14 protein-coding genes are annotated in these 16106 nt (G+C 70.6%); 5 read left to right on the top strand and 9 right to left on the bottom strand.

Features of this window, described 5'->3' with window-relative positions:
* Positions 1–48: 48 nt before the first annotated feature.
* The 3 genes from ACFHPP_RS02970 to ppsR are packed head-to-tail and all read right to left on the bottom strand — an operon-like array spanning position 49 to position 4158.
* On the bottom strand, positions 49–624 hold the full coding sequence (locus tag ACFHPP_RS02970; protein WP_437161778.1) for a biliverdin-producing heme oxygenase: 576 nt from the start codon (positions 622–624) through the stop codon (positions 49–51).
* 4 nt (positions 625–628) lie between these two features.
* Positions 629–2797: a GAF domain-containing protein gene (locus ACFHPP_RS02965; protein ID WP_437161777.1), complete on the bottom strand. Its 2169-nt coding sequence runs from the start codon at positions 2795–2797 to the stop codon at positions 629–631.
* Positions 2798–2814: 17 nt separating this feature from the next.
* Positions 2815–4158, bottom strand: coding sequence for a transcriptional regulator PpsR (gene ppsR / locus ACFHPP_RS02960; RefSeq protein WP_437161776.1), 1344 nt, complete (start codon positions 4156–4158; stop codon positions 2815–2817).
* A 227-nt stretch (positions 4159–4385) separates the two neighbouring features.
* On the opposite strand from ppsR, the gene ACFHPP_RS02955 reads away from it, so the two are divergent.
* The gene (locus ACFHPP_RS02955; protein WP_437161775.1) at positions 4386–5846 is read left to right on the top strand and encodes a phytoene desaturase family protein; all 1461 of its coding nucleotides are present in this window, start codon (positions 4386–4388) and stop codon (positions 5844–5846) included.
* The gene (locus ACFHPP_RS02950; RefSeq protein ID WP_437161774.1) at positions 5843–6796 is read left to right on the top strand and encodes a carotenoid 1,2-hydratase; all 954 of its coding nucleotides are present in this window, start codon (positions 5843–5845) and stop codon (positions 6794–6796) included. The genes ACFHPP_RS02955 and ACFHPP_RS02950 overlap by 4 nt, the downstream gene beginning before the upstream one ends.
* Here the strand turns inward: ACFHPP_RS02950 and ACFHPP_RS02945 are convergent.
* Positions 6789–7058 (bottom strand): hypothetical protein, encoded by a 270-nt coding sequence (locus ACFHPP_RS02945; protein WP_437161773.1) that lies wholly within the window; start codon positions 7056–7058, stop codon positions 6789–6791. The genes ACFHPP_RS02950 and ACFHPP_RS02945 overlap by 8 nt on opposite strands.
* A 193-nt stretch (positions 7059–7251) precedes the next feature.
* Here ACFHPP_RS02945 and ACFHPP_RS02940 point away from each other — a divergent pair, with 193 nt between their 5' ends.
* Positions 7252–7647 (top strand): c-type cytochrome, encoded by a 396-nt coding sequence (locus ACFHPP_RS02940; RefSeq protein WP_437161772.1) that lies wholly within the window; start codon positions 7252–7254, stop codon positions 7645–7647.
* A gap of 121 nt (positions 7648–7768) precedes the next feature.
* Here the strand turns inward: ACFHPP_RS02940 and ACFHPP_RS02935 are convergent, their stop codons facing one another.
* From ACFHPP_RS02935 to ACFHPP_RS02920, 4 genes are all read right to left on the bottom strand, one after another.
* Entirely contained in the window at positions 7769–8623 is an 855-nt protein-coding gene (locus ACFHPP_RS02935; RefSeq protein ID WP_437161771.1) for an ABC transporter substrate-binding protein, read from the bottom strand.
* A complete protein-coding gene (locus ACFHPP_RS02930; protein ID WP_437161770.1) occupies positions 8616–9410 on the bottom strand; it encodes a class II aldolase/adducin family protein in 795 nt (264 codons plus the stop codon). The genes ACFHPP_RS02935 and ACFHPP_RS02930 overlap by 8 nt, the downstream gene beginning before the upstream one ends.
* Before the next feature lie 32 nt (positions 9411–9442).
* Complete coding sequence (locus ACFHPP_RS02925) at positions 9443–10423, bottom strand: Bug family tripartite tricarboxylate transporter substrate binding protein (protein ID WP_437161769.1); 981 nt, start codon at positions 10421–10423, stop codon at positions 9443–9445.
* Between the two features lie 104 nt (positions 10424–10527).
* Positions 10528–11610 (bottom strand): questin oxidase family protein, encoded by a 1083-nt coding sequence (locus tag ACFHPP_RS02920; protein ID WP_437161768.1) that lies wholly within the window; start codon positions 11608–11610, stop codon positions 10528–10530.
* A gap of 268 nt (positions 11611–11878) precedes the next feature.
* Here ACFHPP_RS02920 and ACFHPP_RS02915 point away from each other — a divergent pair, with 268 nt between their 5' ends.
* On the top strand, positions 11879–13078 hold the full coding sequence (locus ACFHPP_RS02915; RefSeq protein WP_437161767.1) for an FIST signal transduction protein: 1200 nt from the start codon (positions 11879–11881) through the stop codon (positions 13076–13078).
* A complete protein-coding gene (locus ACFHPP_RS02910; protein WP_437161766.1) occupies positions 13075–14472 on the top strand; it encodes a sensor histidine kinase in 1398 nt (465 codons plus the stop codon). The genes ACFHPP_RS02915 and ACFHPP_RS02910 overlap by 4 nt, the downstream gene beginning before the upstream one ends.
* A 33-nt stretch (positions 14473–14505) precedes the next feature.
* Here ACFHPP_RS02910 and ACFHPP_RS02905 read toward each other — a convergent pair whose 3' ends face one another.
* Complete coding sequence (locus ACFHPP_RS02905; protein ID WP_437161765.1) at positions 14506–15696, bottom strand: fatty acid desaturase; 1191 nt, start codon at positions 15694–15696, stop codon at positions 14506–14508.
* Between the last annotated feature and the right edge of the window lie 410 nt (positions 15697–16106).

Here is a 16106-nt window from a genome sequence, read left to right as displayed (position 1 = left end):
ATGAAACAACATATCAGCGGTCGATGAAATCGAGCGTTGGCATGAGGCTCACGCGCGGGCGCTGAACCAGCCTTCGAAGCTGGCGAAGGTCGCCTCCGCCCCGGCGATCATCGCCGCCAGCCGCCCGGCTTCGGCGCCACAGGCCTCGATGGCCGCGCAGCATTCGCGCCACATGGCGCCGTGGCGGGCGCCGTAGCCACGCAGGAAGCTGCGACCGGCCTCGCCGGGCAGGATGCCGTCCAGCGCCCGGGCCAGATGCTGGCCGCCGAGGGTCGAACCCTCCGTCACATACAGGCAGCCCATCGCCCAGGCGGCACTCTCCGGCGCCGGCAGGGCCGCCACCGGCGCCAGCGGCTTGGCGCCGAGCGCCTTCAGGTCGGCCAGCAGCATGGGCGAGCGGCGCCGCGCCTCGACCGTGATGCCGAAGGGCTCCAGCGAAGGTGCCGCGATCAGCGCCACCTCGACGCCGAGATGGAAGCCGAGCAGGCGGCGCAGCAGCCCGACATACTCGGCCGCCTCGATCTGGCCGGCCGCAAGCCGGGAGAACACCGGCACGCCATGCAGCCGCTCATGCACCGCCCCGGTGGCCTGCCGCAACGCGATCCGCGCGGCATCCCCCGGCATGGGATCAGTCCTCATCCCGCGGCGGCAATTGGCTGGCGTGCCGGATCAGCGTCTCCAGCACCGCCGCCGTGCGGGCGACGGAGGCGCGGACCGATTCCAGCAGATCCGGCATCCGCGCCACGTCCACCCCATCCGCGATTTCCAGCGCCGCGAGCTGCGCATTTTCCACCACCGAGGCGAGGATGGCCTGGTAGGCGAGGTCCGCCTGGCGGTCGAAGCGCCCGGCGGGGCGGCGGCTGCCCTCCTCGATCCCGGCCTGGAAGCGGCGGCGCGCGGCATCGGCCGCCTTGCGTTCCGCCAGGTCGTTGAACAGGAAGACGAAGCCGAGCACGCGGTCGGGTGCCGAGAACACCGGGTCGGCGCGCACCAGCACCGGCTTGCCGGCGCCCTGGCCATCCGCGAGGCGCACCTCACCGCGCCAGGACCGCTTGTTGTCCATCACGTCGCGCAGGCGGCGGCCGACTTCGGCGGGGTCGGCGAAATAGGGCAGCAGGTGGTCGATGCGGCGCGGCGCGGCGCCGCGCAGCCCGGGCAGCAGGCGGTCGAAGGCCTCGTTGCGCAGGTCGATGTTGCCGGTGGGGTCGCAGATCACCACGGGCTGCGCCGAAAGCCCCACCTGGCGGCGCACCTGCGCCAGCTGGTCCTCCGCGATCAGCATGCGGACGGAGCGGAACTGCAGCACCACGTCGGTGACGGTGTCGCCGATCAGGCGTGCGGTGGCGAGGTCCTTGGGCGACCAGGGCTCCGACCGGCCCTCCACCACCTGGTTCCACTTGGCGAAGGATTGCCGGGGCGACAGGTCGCGCGGGTCGTCGCCGATCAGCACCGGCTTGGTGGGGTCGCCGCCCCAGGTGACGGTGGAGACCTGCTCCGGCCGGAACCAGACCAGGTATTCGCCCGGCGCGGTCGAGATCGGTGCCGCCAGCACGCCGCTCGAAACCCGGGTCAGCCCGGCCAGATGCGGTGCGGCGCCGACCAGCGATGCGGTTGCGATCACGGGCGCGCGCGGCTGGGCATCCAGCCACTTGCCGATGTCGCGCAGACCGGCGGTGCCGGGGACATCGCCGGTGGTCTGGGTCTGGCCCTCGAACAGCAGCGCGGCACCGCTGGCCCCCAGCGGCAGCAGCAGGGTCTGCGCATTGTCGAACAGCGCGGTGCGCCAGTCGCCATCGCGGGTGATCGCCTCGATCATCCGCTGTTCCAGGCGGCGCACGGCGAGTTCGGCCTGCGACTGCACGAAGGATTCCAGCGCGGCGATGCGGGTGCCCACCGCCTCCGCCAGCAATTCCGTCACCGCGCGCAGCGCGAAGGGCGTGCGGCGCGGGGTGTTGTGGTGGCAGGACACCAGGCCCCACAGCCGCCCGCCGACCAGGATGGAGGCGACCAGCGTGGCGCCGACGGCCATGTTCTTCAGGTACTGCACATGCACCGGGGAGGTGCTGCGCAGCACGCACAGCGACATGTCCAGGTCCTGCCCGGTCAGGGGCGAAAGCCGCGGCTCCAGCCGCACCGGCGCGTAGTGCACATCCGTCACCACGCGCACGCGGTTGCGGATGTAGAGGCGCCGCGCGATGGCCGGGATGTCGGAGGCCGGGTAGCGGTTGCCGAGATAGGGCTCCATCCCTGCCGCATGTTCCTCGGCGAAGACCTCGCCATGGCCGTCATCGTCGAAGCGATAGACCATGACCCGGTCGTAGCCGGTGAAGCCGCGGAAGATGCGGGCCACCTCCTCGCACAGCGGGCGCACGGCGTAGCTGCCGAGGATCGCCAGCAAGGCGGGCTCGATGCGGTTGGCAGCGTCGTCCAGCGGCGCGGCGCGCTCGAGCTCCAGGATCACGCCGCCGCCGATCGGGCGATGCACCTGCACGTCGAGCGGCACGCCGGGGCCATCCACAACGCGCACCGCGGCCGGTACCACGTCCAGCCTGTCGGCCAGCAGCGGCGCGATGGCGCGCGCGATCTCCGGCGCCACATCGGCCAGCCGGCGCCCGAGCGGCGCGGCCGGCAGGCCGAGGAAGGCGGTGGTGTTGGCGCTGAGCTGCAGCACCGTCAGCTCCGGCTCGCGCAGGGCCAGCAGGGCGCCATGCGGCTGGATCGAGGCGGCGAGGTGAATCTGCTCCCGCTCGCAATTCGAAAGGTCGGCCGCGCCGAAGGCGGGAGAGCCGGCGGACATGCCGGAAGTTTCCGCAGTCACCGAGCCCGATCCTCGCTCGCCTCGCGGTCTTCGCCGATCTCGTAGCGTTCGAGCTTGGCGTAGAGGCTCTGGCGGCTGAGGCCGAGGGCGTCCGCGGCGGCGGTGCGGTTGCCGTTGGAAAGCCGCAGCGCCTGTTCGATGCAGGCGCGTTCCACCAGCGCCGCGGTGTTGCGCACCATGGTCGGCAGCGGCACGCGGCCGACATCATTGGCCAGCGTGCCGAGCGCCGTGCGCAGCGCCGCGGCCTCCCCGGATGCCAGGACGCGGCGGCCGATGTCGCGGATCATCAGCCCGATCATGCGGCTGCCGTCGCGGGAGATGGCGCAGCCGGAGATCTCGACCTCGACCTCGGAGCCGAGGTTGCCGGTGAGCTGGGTCGGGAACAGGCGGACCTCGCCATGCTGGGCGATGGTGTCCAGCAGCACGGACAGGTCCATGCCGGGCTGCGCCAGCCAGCGGTCCAGCTTCTCGCCCAGGATGCTGGCCTCCGTCCCGGCCTGGGCCAGGTCGAGGAAGGCGCGGTTGGCGCGGCGCACCAGGCCGTCGCCGTCGATGGCGACGAAGCCGTCGGGCATGTCCTCCAGCAGTGCGTCGCTGCGCGGCGGCGCGGCGCGCTGCGGGGCCGTGGCGGCGGGGCTGAGCTGGATCAGGAAGACCGGGCCCGGTGTGCGCGCCATCAGGGAGGCACGCAGCAGCCAGGGCGTGCCGTCCGCCCCCAGATGCACCATGATGCCGGGCGCGCGGCCCTGTTCGCGGGCGCGCATCAGCACGTCGCGCAGCGCGGCGCGGTCGCGCGACGCGACTTCGTCCGAGAAGTTCCAGCCGGGCGCCATGCCGAGCTCGCGGATGGCGGCCGGATTAGCCTCCACGATGCGAAGCGTGGAGGCGGCGATGACCAGCACGGCCTCGCTCGAGGCATCGAACAGCAGGCGGGAACGGGTCTCGATCTCGCGCAGCTTCCAGTAGTCCTGCTCCCGCGCCTGCTGGGCGGCGACCAGCCGGGATTGCAGTTCCGCCACCGCCTGCATGTTCTTGCCGACCGCGATCAGCCCGGCCTGCCCGCCGAGGCGGACGGTGGTGTATTCGATCGGCAGTTCGAGGCCGGAGGGGAAGCGCTGGGTGATCTGGAGGTAGGCGGAGACGCCGCTGGAGCGGGCATCCTCCACCATCCGGCGGACCTGGAGGCCCGCGATCTCACCGACCGTTTCCATCCAGGGGCGGCCGAGCCATTCCCGAACCGGCTCCGCCGGGATGGCGTCCGAGAGGCTGGCTTCGCGGATCACACCTTCCCAATCGAGGCTCAGGGTGATGTCCGGCTGAATCACGGCGACGCGGGTCATGCGGGAATCCGATTGATCTGCCAGTCCACCAACGTCAATTCGGGGTGGCTGGCCCACGACGGCGTCAGGGAGGAGGCGCCGTCACGGTAGACCGTTTGTGGGGTTTGGCCAGCCTGACGTCAATGCAGGATGACGTTTTCACGCAATTGGGACGTGTTTCTTTGTTACCGGTCGCATTTGTCCACGAAGCTTGACACTTCCTTAGGCGATCCGCCCTATTCGCGACCATGCGCGACACGCCCATCGTCATCGTCGGTGCCGGGATAGGCGGGCTGGCGGCTGCCATCCACCTGGCGGCCAGGGCACGGCCGGTGCTGGTTCTGGAACGGGCCACGACGCCGGGCGGGAAGGTGCGGACGGTGCGGGTCGGCGGGGTGGATGTCGATGCCGGGCCGGCGGCGCTCAGCCTGCCGGCGGTGTTCCAGGCCCTGTTCGAGGCCGGTGGAGCGCGACTTGACTCGCATCTGCACCTGGACCCCCTGCCGGTGCTGGGCCGGCATATATGGCCCGATGGCCGGCACCTGGACCTGCTGGCGGACCCGCAGGCGGCGGAAGCCGCCATCGGTGATTTCGCCGGCGCCGCCGCGGCGCGCGGCTTCCGGGATTTCCGCGACCGCGCGGCGCGCTGCTACACGGCGCTGGAAAAGCCGTTCCTCACGGTGCAGCGACCGGGGATGCTGGCGCTGGGGGCGCAGGCCGGGCCGGGGCTGCTCGGCACCTCCCCCTTCGGCACGCTGTGGGACGCGCTCGGCGAGCATTTCGCTGACCAGCGCCTGCGGCAGGTGTTCGGGCGGATGGCGGCCTATGTCGGCTCCTCCCCGCTGCTGGCGCCGGCGACGCTGATGCTGGTGGCGCATGTCGAGCTTTCCGGAACCTGGACGGTGCGCGGCGGCATGGCCGGCCTGGCGGCGGCGCTGGCCGAGGTGGCGGCCGCGCGCGGCGCCACCTTCCGCTACGGCACGGAGGTGGCGGGGATCCTGGTGCGCGGCGGCCGCGTCGCCGGGCTGCGGCTGCGGGATGGGGAGGAGGTGGCGGCGCGCCAGGTGGTGCTGAATGCCGACCCGGCGACGCTGGCCGCGGGGCATTTCGGGGCGGAGGCGGCGCGTGCGGTGCCGGCCCTGCCGGCGTCCCGCCGGTCCTTCTCCGCCTTCAGCTGGGCCATGGCGGGGCGGGCGGAGGGCCTCGACCTGCCCCGGCAGGCGGTCTTCCATCCATCCGACCCAACAGCCGAATACGCCGCCTTGGCCCGCGGCCGGATGCCGGCGGCACCGACGGTGACGCTGTGGGCGCAGGGCCGCGACGTGCCAGGACCGGCGCCGAGCGCTTCGGAACCGCTGCTGGCCCTGGTCCCGGCCCCGGCGAGGCCAATGGGCGGTACGGAGGATGATGCGGCGGGCGCGGAGGCGGCAGCACTGGACGCCATGGCCCGGGCCGGCGTCACCCTCACGCGCGACGCGACCGTGGCAACCACGCCGCGCGGTTACGAACGGGACGCGCCCGGCACCGGCGGCGCCCTGTATGGCCAGGCCGTGCATGGCTGGCAGAGCATCTTTGGCCGGCCGGCGGCGCGCAGCGCGCTGCCGGGGCTGTATCTGGCCGGCGGCGGCACCCATCCCGGGGCCGGCCTCGCCATGGCCGCGCTGTCCGGCCGACTGGCCGCGGCGGCGGTTCTCGGGGAGCGTGCATGACGAATTCAGGCTTGGGCTTCAAGAGTTGGGCCTTCGACCGTACGGCGGCGCCGCGCGGCTATGGCTGGTGGTATGTGGATGCGCTCAGCGAGGATGGCCGGCACGGGCTGACCATCATCGCCTTCATCGGCACCGTCTTCTCCCCCTGGTACACGCTGGCCCGCAGGGGCGGCGCCGCGGCGGACCCGGAGAATCACTGCTGCCTGCATGTGGCGCTGTACGGCGCGCCGCAGCGCTGGGCGATGACGGATCGCCGCCGCGGTGCCCTGAAGCGCGGCCCGGACTTCCTGCAGATCGGCCCCAGCGCGCTGCACTGGGACGGCAATGCGCTGACCATCCGGATCGAGGAGACCACCGCCCCGCTGCCCTCGAAGCTGCGCGGCACCGTGGTGCTGCGGCCGGAGGCGCTGTCCACCCGCGCCTTCCAGCTCGACTCCGATGGCCGCCACCACTGGCACCCGATCGCGGCCCGGTCGCGGGTGGAGGTGGCGCTGGAAAGCCCCGCGCTGCGCTGGTCCGGCCCGGCCTATTTCGACACGAACTGGGGCAGCGCGCCGCTGGAGCAGGATTTCATCGGCTGGGACTGGTGCCGGGCGCCGATGCCGGAGGCGACCGCCATCCTGTACAACGCGCAGCGGCGCGACGGCTCCGCGCAGTCGCTCGCCCTGCGGGTGGCGCGCGACGGGACGGTGACGGATTTCGAGCCGCCGCCGCCGGTCGAGATGCCGAAGACGCTGTGGCGCATCGCCCGGCCGACGCGGGCCGAGTCCGGTGGCGCGCAGGTGGTGAAGACGCTGGTGGACGCGCCGTTCTATTCGCGGTCCGAGATCCGCACGCATCTTCTGGGCCAGGAGGCGACGGCGGTGCATGAAAGCCTGTCGCTGGACCGCTTCGCCTCGCCCGCCATGTTCGCGATGCTGCCCTTCCGCGTGCCGCGGCCCTTCACCTAGGCCGCAGCCGCACCGCGAGATCGAAGGCGTGCGTGAGGAAGGCCGCGACCAGTGCGGCGGCCACCCAGCCCCAGCCGGCCCCGGTCAGCGCCGCGCGCAGCGCCAGCGCGAAGGCGACGCCGGGCAGCACCAGGCCGGCCACGGCCAGCGGCGCCAGGCCGCGCCCGGTGCGCCGGTGCCACAGGAAAAGCGCCAGCGCCTCGGCCAGCAGCACCAGCAGCACCAGGTCGGCGACCTGGCCGGAAGCGAAGAAAGCCTGCATCCCTCACCCCGAAGCTGAACCAGCTTTCATCTGACAGAACCTTGCCCTGCCCGCTCCTGCCGCCACCTTGGGTACAGCGGTGGGCATGACGCGAGGCTGGCAGGGTTGCCGGCCGGCGGCAAATGGCCAAGAACCCGCAGGCTGGCCGCAGCGTTGAGGCTGGCAAGGACAATGTTCCAGGAGGATGCTTCGCATGCGATTTCCGACGATGAGCCTGGCCACGGGCGCCCTTTTCGCGGGCATCGCCCTCGCCCCCTTCGCCGCGGTTGCGCAGGATGGCGATGCCGCGGCCGGCCAGCGCGTGTTCAACCAGTGCCGCGCCTGCCACACGGTGAATGAAGGTGGCCGCAACGGCGTCGGTCCGAACCTGCACGGCATCGTCGGCCGCCAGGCCGCCTCCGTGCAGGGCTTCCGCTACTCCGCCGCCATGCAGGAATGGGCGCCGGGCAAGACCTGGGACGAGGCGAACCTGCGCGCCTACCTGACCAACCCGAAGGATGTCGTGCCGCGCGGCAGCATGTCCTTCCCGGGCCTGCGCAACCCGACGCAGCTCAACGACGTGATCGCCTACCTCAAGACCCTGAGCTAGAGCATTTTCAAGTCAGGCGGATACGCCTGACGGCTCGGAAACTGCGCCAAATCAACAGCTAGGGCCGTTTCACCTGTGCACGGCGCAGGTGAAACGGCCCTAAGGAAACCGGCGGCCGGGATCAGGTGATCCCGGCCGGCAGGCCGTCCCAGGCTTCCTCCGGCGTGAAGCGGCGCGGCAGCAGGCCCTGGCTCGCGCAGTAGTCGATGGCCAGGGCGAGCGCCGGGCGCAGCGCAGCCCGGCTGCGGACCGCGGCACCGGACTCGGACAGCATCCGCAGCAGCTCGGCCACCAGCGCCGGGTCGCCGTCCACCACGTCGCGCCGCATCACCACCAGGTGGTTCAGCGGCAGGAAGCCATGGCGGGCGCGAAACGCCTCGCCGGCGGCGGCCGGGTCGGCGAAGACCGGGCGCAGGTTCGGCTCGTCCGGCAATTCGTTGCCGAAGATCGCCGCATCCACCTCGCCGGATTGCAGCAGGCCGAGCAGATCCTGCCCCGGCTGTGCCCGGGTCACCCAGGGCGGGTCGCGGAATTCCGGGACATGCGCATCCTCGAAGGTCGTCCAGCGCTGCTGGTCGGCGCGCACGCCGTGCGTCTCCGCCAGGCTGCCGCGCAGCCACATGCCGGTGGTCTGGCTGTAGGCGCGCACGGCGATGCGGGCGCCAGCGAGGTCCGCCGGACCCTGGATCGGGCCATCCTTGCGGCACAACAGCGCCGCTTCCTGCGCGCGTTCCACCAGCACCACCGGTAGCAGCACCAGCGGCTTGTCATAGGCGCGCGCCATCAGGAAGGTGGCGATGGCCATCTCGCTGACCTCGAAGCGCCCCTCGCGCACCATGGGCGCGAAGGCCTTGCTGACAGGCGCGATCTTCTCGACCGCCAGCCGCAGCTTGCCGGAGGGGATCGCCCCTGCCAGCAAGGCCTTCGTCCCCGGGTAGCTGGCGATGGCGGCCGAAAGCGTGCGCGTCTCACTCACGATAGGACGGGTCCATCCGGTCCAGCTTGCGCAGCAGCGCCGGCCATTCCATCACGCCATAGGGGCGGCGCGTGCCGGGCTGGTAGTTGTTCCAGGTGGCATCCACCACCGCCTGCGGCACCTCCACCAGCTTCTGGCCGGTCGCCTGGGCGGCGAGCTGAGCGCGGCAGGACAGTTCCAGCCGGTGCATCGCGTTGAACGCCTCGCCCACCGTCTTGCCCACCGTCAGCAGCCCGTGGTTGCGCAGGATCAGCGCGTTGTTGTCGCCGAGGTCGCGCACCAGGCGTTCCTGCATCTCCATGTCCAGCACCACGCCCTCATAGTCGTGGTAGCCGATGCGGGCGAAGCGCATGGAGGTCTGGTTCATCGGCAGCAGCCCGCATTCCAGCGAGGACACCGCCATGCCCGGCCAGGTATGGGTGTGGATGACGCAGGCGATCTCGTGGCTCGCCTCATGGATCGCGCCATGGATGACGAAGCCGGCGCGGTTCACGCCGTAGCCGAGGCCGCCGGGGAAGTCCGGCTTGGCCAGGACGTTGCCCTGCACGTCGATCTTGACCAGGGAGGAGGCGGTGATCTCCTCGTAGAGCATGCCGTAGGCGTTGATCAGGAACGCATTGTCCTCCCCGGGCACGCGGACGGAGATGTGGTTCGCGGCCATGTCGGACATGCCGTAGAGGTCGATCAGGCGGTAGCAGGCGGCGAGGTCGATGCGGGCCTGCCATTCCTCCGGCGTCACGCGGTCGCGGATCGAGGGGATCTGGAAGCGGTCGGGGCTGTCGGGCATGGGATTTCCTCCGGTTATTCGGGCAGTGCGACTCACTCAGGCAGGGCACCGGCAAGACGGACGATCTCCCGCCACCGGCTGATCTCCTCCGCCATGAAGGCACGGAAGGCGTCGGGGCCGTTGCCCACCGGGTCGGCCCCCTGGTCGATCATGCTCTGGGCGTTGCGCGGCAAGGCCAGGGCGGCATGCACGTCCGTGGTGATCTTCTCGATGATGGCGGGCGGCGTGCCCGCCGGGGCCACCATGCCGAACCAGGAGGAGGCGCTGAAATCCGGGTAGCCCAGCTCCACCATGGTTGGCACGTCGGGGTTCGACCGCGACCGCGTGGTGGAGGACACCGCCAGCGGCCGCAGCCGCCCATCCCGGATATGGCCGATGACGGAGGGGATGGTGGCGAACATGAAGTCCACCCGCCCGGCCAGCAGGTCGTTCAGCGCGACGGCGCCGCGATAGGGCACGTGCAGCGTCTGCGTGCCGGCCATCTGGTCCAGCATCACGCCGGACAGGTGGGCGGAGGTGCCGACGCCGGTGGAGCCGTAGCTGAGCTGCCCCGGCCGCGCCTTCGCCGCCGCCACCAGCCCCGGCACGTCCCGGATCGGGGAGGCCGCGGGGACCACCAGAATATTGGGAACCCCAGCCAACAATGTGATCGGCGCGAAGTCGCGCAGCGTGTCGTAGGGCATGTTCTTGACCAGGCTCTGGTTCACCGCCAGCGGCCCGACCGAGCCCACCAGCAGCGTATAGCCATCGGGGACGGAGCGGGCGACGTGTTCGCTGCCGATGTTGCCGCCGGCGCCGGGGCGGTTCTCGATCACCACGGACTGGCCCCAGGTCTCGGTCAGCGTCGCGCCGAGCAGGCGGGCGATGATGTCGGTGGTGCCGCCGGGGGTGAAGGAGACGATGAAGCGCACCGGGCGGGTCGGCCAGTTGCCTTGCGCACGGGCCGTGGCGGCAAGGCCAACCAGTGGCAGGGCCAAGGCGCCGCGCCGGCCGATGGTGAAGCCCTGGGTCATGCTGGTCGTCTCCCGGAGGGCGGTCGTGCAGCCGCCCGATTCAGCGGGAGAAGATGCGTCGGCAATGTCCATGCGACAAATGGAAAGAATTTCGCCAGTAATTCCTATCCTGCATCAGTGGCGGGCAGCAGGCCGACCCGGCGGGCCGCCACCACCCGGTAAAGCGCGTCGCCCCAGACGGCCTCCTCCGCCCGGGCGGAATAGACCAGGGAGATGTCGTGTTCGTCGTCGGAAGCGACCGCCGCGGCGGCGATCAGGGGCCAGTCCGGCGCCGGCAGGCGGCGCAGCCGGCCCGCCTGTTCCGGCGTCAGCGGCATCGGGCAGCCCATTTTCGAATAGATCGAGGCGATTGCCTGCCAGAAGAAGCGGATGGCGCGGGATTTGTCCGCCGGTTGCAGCGCCGGCAGCACCAGGCGTAGCCAGTGGGTGCCGGTGACGGCATGCAGCGCGCAGAATTCGGCATTGTCGGAGCTTCGCGGGAAGGTGGTGGCGGCGAGGACCATCAAGGTATCGCTCGCCATGCGCCGCATCGTGTCGCGGCCCACATCCAGCCAATTGTAGACAGGCGCGAAGGACGGCATCGCCGCGGTTCGGCGCATGGCGTGCCACAGCAGGCCGTCGTCGAAGGTCAGGCCGCGCAGCGCCGGGTCCGCCGCCACGCGCAGCAGCACCGCCGCGGGCTGGTCGGTGATCGGCTCGGCGCCGATCCCCTCGCCGAGCGGCAGGTAGGTGGCGGCCCAGTAGCCGAGGCTTTCCGCGATTTCCGCCGAATTCCCCGAATCCCGCGCGTAGGCGAGGCGCATGAGCGCATGCAACGCACTGGCGGCGATGCCGGGCAGCAGGCGCGGCAGGTACAGGTCCTGCAGCGTCTCCGCGCTGCCGAGGCGGGCAAGCTCGGCGCGGAAGAAGGCGCGGTAGGCGGCCTCCGCCTGCCGGTCGCCGAGGCGCGCGGTCCAGTGGTCCCGATCGATGACGCAATCCGGCGCCGGCAGCGGGCGCAGCGGATTGGCGGCGAGGTAGGCCCCGAGGAATCGCGCCGCATCGGCCTCTCCCCCGCCGAGTCGGCGTTGCGCCCACAGCACCATGGCGGCGTGGTTGGCCAGCGCCTCGCCGAATTCGGCACTGTAGCCGCGGGCGGAATCGAGCGCCGGGGCGGCGTCCGGGGTCAGCAGGGTGGGCGGGCTCATCGAGGCTTCTCCAACCGGCGGCGCGCGATGGCTATCCTCCGACGATTGCCGGTGGTGGTCCAGGGCCACCGCAGGCAGCCGACCGATCGATGCCTGGAAATCCGTGCCTGGAAATCCGTCGGCTTGGCTTCCAACCGACCTACGGGATATGGTTTGATGCTTGCATCCTTTGCGGGAGATGCGATGGCGTCCGCAATCGTGAGTCGTCTGACTTGATCGGTTGAACCTGACCGCATCTTCGGTCGTTCCTGATGTTGGAAATGCCGTGATGATGCGCGTGGCCTATGTTCGCAGTTCAGACCCCGTCGCCGCGGCGCGGCATTGCCGGCTCGCCATCGGCGTGGGCGCGCCCGTCATGCTGCTCGCCTTCTGCGGCGGCAAGCACGATCCGGAGGCGATGCTGGCGGCGCTGCGGCGGGAATTCGGACCGGTGCCGACCTATGGCGGGTCCGCCGCCGGGGCCATCGGACGCGAGGGCTTCGGCTACAGCGGCTTCGAGCTGGGCCTGGTCGCCATCATGGATCCCGGCCTGGCGCCGCAGGTCGTGATGACGGAGGCGCTCCTGGGCGGCGAGGTCGCGGCCGGCGCCGCGCTCGGCAATGCGGTCGGCGCCATCGCCAGCCCGGACGCCGCCTGCATGCTGCTGTTCGACAGCGTCGCCAGCCACCGCCCGCCGCGGCTGCACTTCGCCAGCTCGATCGTGGAAGGCTTCAACGACGCCTTCGGCACCACCCCGCTGCAGCTGTTCGGCGGTGGCCTGCTGACCGACATGAACTTGACCGGAGGGTGGGTCTTCGCCGGTGACCGGGTGGTGAAGCATGCCGCTGTCGCGCTTGTGTTCCCGCCGGGTATCGAAGTGGAGACCGTCATCATGCATGGCTGTCGCCCGATAAGTTCTTTCATGGAGATCACCCGGATCGATGGTGCGGATGTCTTCGAATTGGATGGCGAGCCGGCACTCGGCGTGATGGAGCGCATGCTGGGCCTGCCGCTCGGGGAGACGCGCGGCCAGGAATTGTCGCTGGTGGTGACCCTCGGCCAGAAGCTCGGCGAGCCGTATGGGCCCTACGACGAGGGCGCCTATGTCAACCGGCTGATTCTCCGTGCAAATCCGGAGGCGGGGTCGGTCACGCTGTTCGAGCCGGATTTCGCGCTGGGCACGCTGGTCCAGATCATGAGCCGGGACAACTCGTTGATGCTGGATTCGGTCAGCCGGGGCGTCGCCGCGATGAACCGGGCGGTGGAGGGGGAGGACAACCTGCTGGGCCTCTATATCGACTGCGCCGGACGGGCGAGCGCCCGCAGTGGCGCCTCCATCGAGGAGGCGGAGCTGGTCTCCAAGGCCTTCGCGCCCAGCATCCCCCTGCTCGGCTTCTATTCCGGCGTGGAGGTCGCGCCGGTCGGCGGCGGCATCAGCCGGTCGCTGGACTGGACCGGCGTGCTCGCCGTACTGCGACGACGCCAATGAGCCGGATCAAGCCAACTCCGGTGCCGGTGGACCGCGAACTCGCCTACTACCGGCGGGAATGCAACGACCTCGGCGCACGGCTGCTGCGGCTGCAGGAGGAGCAGAGCCAGGCCTTCCGGGAGGCGCGCCGCAGCCGCACCGTCGCCAAGCTGATCCGCGAGGCCCACCGCCTGACCGACACCTGCAACCTGCCCAGCGAGATCGGCGAGCCGATGCTGGAGGTGGTGGTGGACAACGCGCTGTGCGACCGCGCGGCGTTCCTGGAACATGTCTCGCCGGACCAGCCGGGGCGCTTCCGGGTAACCCACGTCATCGGCATGAGCGGCGAGAGCACTGCGTCCGAGGTCGTGGTGCCCGCGGCCCCCGGCTTCTTCTTCACCACCTCCCGCACCCTGATCGAGCCGCCGGCCTATGAGCTGACCTCGATCCTGCGCACGCCCTATGTGCTGTGGGCCTACGACCCCGGCAGCGGCGTGGCGCTGATCCTCGGCAACCATTCCGAAGGCAACGTCACCCGGCCCTTCGAGAGCCGCGACCAGGAGTTGGTCGAGGGCGCGCTGTCCGTCTACATCGACGTGCGTGCCCGCAAGGCGGCGGAGGTGGAACTGCGCGCGGCCAAGGCGGCGGCGGAGGAAAGCGGCGCCGTGCGGTCCCGCTTCCTGGCGACCCTCAGCCACGAATTGCGCACGCCGCTGAACTCGATCATCGGCTTTTCCGAGATCATGGCGCCGGGGTCCAACATCCCGACGACGGAGGAACAGCGCGCCACCTACATGGCGCAGATCAACGAATCCGGCCGCATGCTGCTGGAGTTGATCGACAGCATCCTGGACTACGCCAGCCTGGAGAATTCGGCCCCACGGTTACGCCGGGAATGGGTGCCGGCCGAGAGCCTGGTATCCACCGCGGCGGGGGAGGTGCGCGCCATCGCGGTGCGGCAGGATGTGCGGCTGGAGGTGATGCCGGGCGATGGAGGGCTGGAGGCCTTCGTGGACCGGCTGCGCTTCCGCCAGGTGCTGACCAACCTGCTGGGCAATGCCGTGAAGTTCACGCCGGCGGACGGCAGCGTCCGCATCGGCGTCATGGCGCTTCCCGAGGGCGGGCTCGAAGTCGTGGTGGCGGATTCGGGAATCGGGATGGAGCCAGCCGACATCCCGCGCGCGCTGGAGCCGTTCCAGCAGGTGTCCTCCGACCACCGCCGACGCTTCGCCGGCACCGGGCTCGGCCTGCCCATCGCGAAAAGCCTGGCCGAGGCGCATGGCGGCAGCCTGGTGCTGGAGAGCATGCCGGGGCGCGGCACGACGGTGCGCGTGCGCCTGCCGGCGGAGGCGGTGCGGCCGGCGGAACCAGGCGATGTGGCCGGCGAGATCCCGGCGGAGGACGCGCCGGGGTAGTCCAGCCGCGCCCCGAAGGGCGCGGCCTGGCGATCAACGCCCCAGGGTGGCGGGGGTGGTGGCGGCGAGCGTCGCCAGGTTCTGGTCCACCGCCTCGTACAGGCCCCAGCATTCGGTGTAGCCGAGCGGGAAGCCCGGGGACCCGGCCTCGGAATCCTGCTGGCGGGCATGGATGTAGCTGGTCCATTTCCGCGTGGCCGGGCGGCGATGGTGGAAGTCGTGGCAGGGCGCATCGCCGACCAGGACGAACAGCCGGACGAACAGCTGCACCGTCAGCATGTTGAGCCACCACCCGGCCCAGCGCACCAGGCCGTTGAAGGTGCCGGCGCCGGCATCGGGCGGGGCGATGCCGGCGAAGACGCCGGTAGTCGCGTGGCAGACGAAGGTCTTGTCGCGCAGCGCGATCGATTCCGCCTCCGGGAAGCGGTGTTCGCACAGGATGCGGTAGATGGTGGCGATCTGCAGCAGCACCGTGACCGGCACCAGCCAGAGGATGGCGAATTCCAGCAAGGTCCCGGTGGCCGCCGCCAGCCCGATGCAGCCGCCCCAGAAGGCGCGGCCCATCCAGTCATGCGCGCGATCACCGCTGAACAGCGCGGCCTTGATGCGGCGCTGCAGGAAGCGCCAGTGGAACATCGGCGAGACGGTGTTCACGGCGATGCGGCGCCACAGCTCGGCGCGCGGCAGCCCGGCCTCCAGCCGGCACATGCCGAGCACGAAGTCGGCGAATTCGTCTTCCTCGGTCAGCAGCTTCTTGGCGCTGTGGTGCATCATGTGCTCGCGCTGGTAGTCCTCGAAGCGCTTGAACAGCAGGAAGGCCGAGACCATGCGGCCGGCGCGGCGGTTGCGTTCGCGGCTGGCGAAGACGGTGCCGTGCGAGCAGTGGTGGAAGATCACCACCTGGAACAGGCCGAGGCCGGAGGAGGTCAGCAGCCAGCCCAGCGGCAGCAGAAGCCAGGCCACCAGCGGCGGCGAGGCCAGCAGGAACGGCACGGCGCCCAGGCCACAGCCGCCCAGGGTGAGCATCAGGGCGCCAACCACGAATTTCCAGGCAGGGTGTTCCGGCATCGCCTCTCCCGGGGCCGGCTTGGCGGTCAGCCAGGTGAGGAAGGGCTGCACCGCCCGCGGCAGGCGGGCCGCCATGCGGGCGCGCGGATCGCCCGCGTGGACTTCCTGGCTCAGCAGCGCCTCGTCGGCGGTAAAGCGGTCTCCGGACACGTACATGAGGGTATTTTCCTTTCACTTTGTTACGCCGAGGTCGGCAACGGCTGGACCATACATGGGCCACGCGGTCCGCGTCCCTTGCGTTGCAACGGGAACGAAAGGGTCGGAAGTCCAGCACAAGCCCCACGCGCACGCTGTTTCGATAGTGATTTGGTTGCGCGAGTGCATGGCGCGGAGACGGCACTGCAGGTGCACAGTCTCCGCAATGCGATGAAATTGCGACCGGGAGTTGCAGAACAATCGGGGGCCGCGCCGATTCTCAAAGAAATTGCGAAATCAATCCATCGCCCCGCGACAAATTCCGCGATCGAATCGGATATCTTCGCTTGGCATGGCCCAACCCCGGACGCCGCCCCGGAACAGCGCACCCGCGCCGCCGTTCATCCGACGTAACCGAAATTGACCAGCAA

The sequence above is a fragment of the Falsiroseomonas sp. E2-1-a20 genome (genome assembly GCF_051433195.1).
In the GTDB taxonomy this organism is placed as follows: Bacteria; Pseudomonadota; Alphaproteobacteria; order Acetobacterales; family Acetobacteraceae; genus Falsiroseomonas.
The sequence above is the reverse complement of the archived record's forward strand: the minus strand, read 5'-3'. Positions and strand labels throughout refer to the sequence as shown.

Bases quoted from the DNA above. Each gene is read 5' to 3' on its own strand.
- ACFHPP_RS02970 (WP_437161778.1), bottom strand. From the start codon at position 624: ATGCCGGGGGATGCCGCGCGGATCGCGTTGCGGCAGGCCACCGGGGCG.
- ACFHPP_RS02965 (WP_437161777.1), bottom strand. From the start codon at position 2,797: ATGTCCGCCGGCTCTCCCGCCTTCGGCGCGGCCGACCTTTCGAATTGC.
- ppsR (WP_437161776.1), bottom strand. From the start codon at position 4,158: ATGACCCGCGTCGCCGTGATTCAGCCGGACATCACCCTGAGCCTCGAT.
- ACFHPP_RS02955 (WP_437161775.1), top strand. From the start codon at position 4,386: ATGCGCGACACGCCCATCGTCATCGTCGGTGCCGGGATAGGCGGGCTG.
- ACFHPP_RS02950 (WP_437161774.1), top strand. From the start codon at position 5,843: ATGACGAATTCAGGCTTGGGCTTCAAGAGTTGGGCCTTCGACCGTACG.
- ACFHPP_RS02945 (WP_437161773.1), bottom strand. From the start codon at position 7,058: ATGCAGGCTTTCTTCGCTTCCGGCCAGGTCGCCGACCTGGTGCTGCTG.
- ACFHPP_RS02940 (WP_437161772.1), top strand. From the start codon at position 7,252: ATGCGATTTCCGACGATGAGCCTGGCCACGGGCGCCCTTTTCGCGGGC.
- ACFHPP_RS02930 (WP_437161770.1), bottom strand. From the start codon at position 9,410: ATGCCCGACAGCCCCGACCGCTTCCAGATCCCCTCGATCCGCGACCGC.
- ACFHPP_RS02925 (WP_437161769.1), bottom strand. From the start codon at position 10,423: ATGACCCAGGGCTTCACCATCGGCCGGCGCGGCGCCTTGGCCCTGCCA.
- ACFHPP_RS02920 (WP_437161768.1), bottom strand. From the start codon at position 11,610: ATGAGCCCGCCCACCCTGCTGACCCCGGACGCCGCCCCGGCGCTCGAT.
- ACFHPP_RS02915 (WP_437161767.1), top strand. From the start codon at position 11,879: ATGATGCGCGTGGCCTATGTTCGCAGTTCAGACCCCGTCGCCGCGGCG.
- ACFHPP_RS02910 (WP_437161766.1), top strand. From the start codon at position 13,075: ATGAGCCGGATCAAGCCAACTCCGGTGCCGGTGGACCGCGAACTCGCC.
- ACFHPP_RS02905 (WP_437161765.1), bottom strand. From the start codon at position 15,696: ATGTACGTGTCCGGAGACCGCTTTACCGCCGACGAGGCGCTGCTGAGC.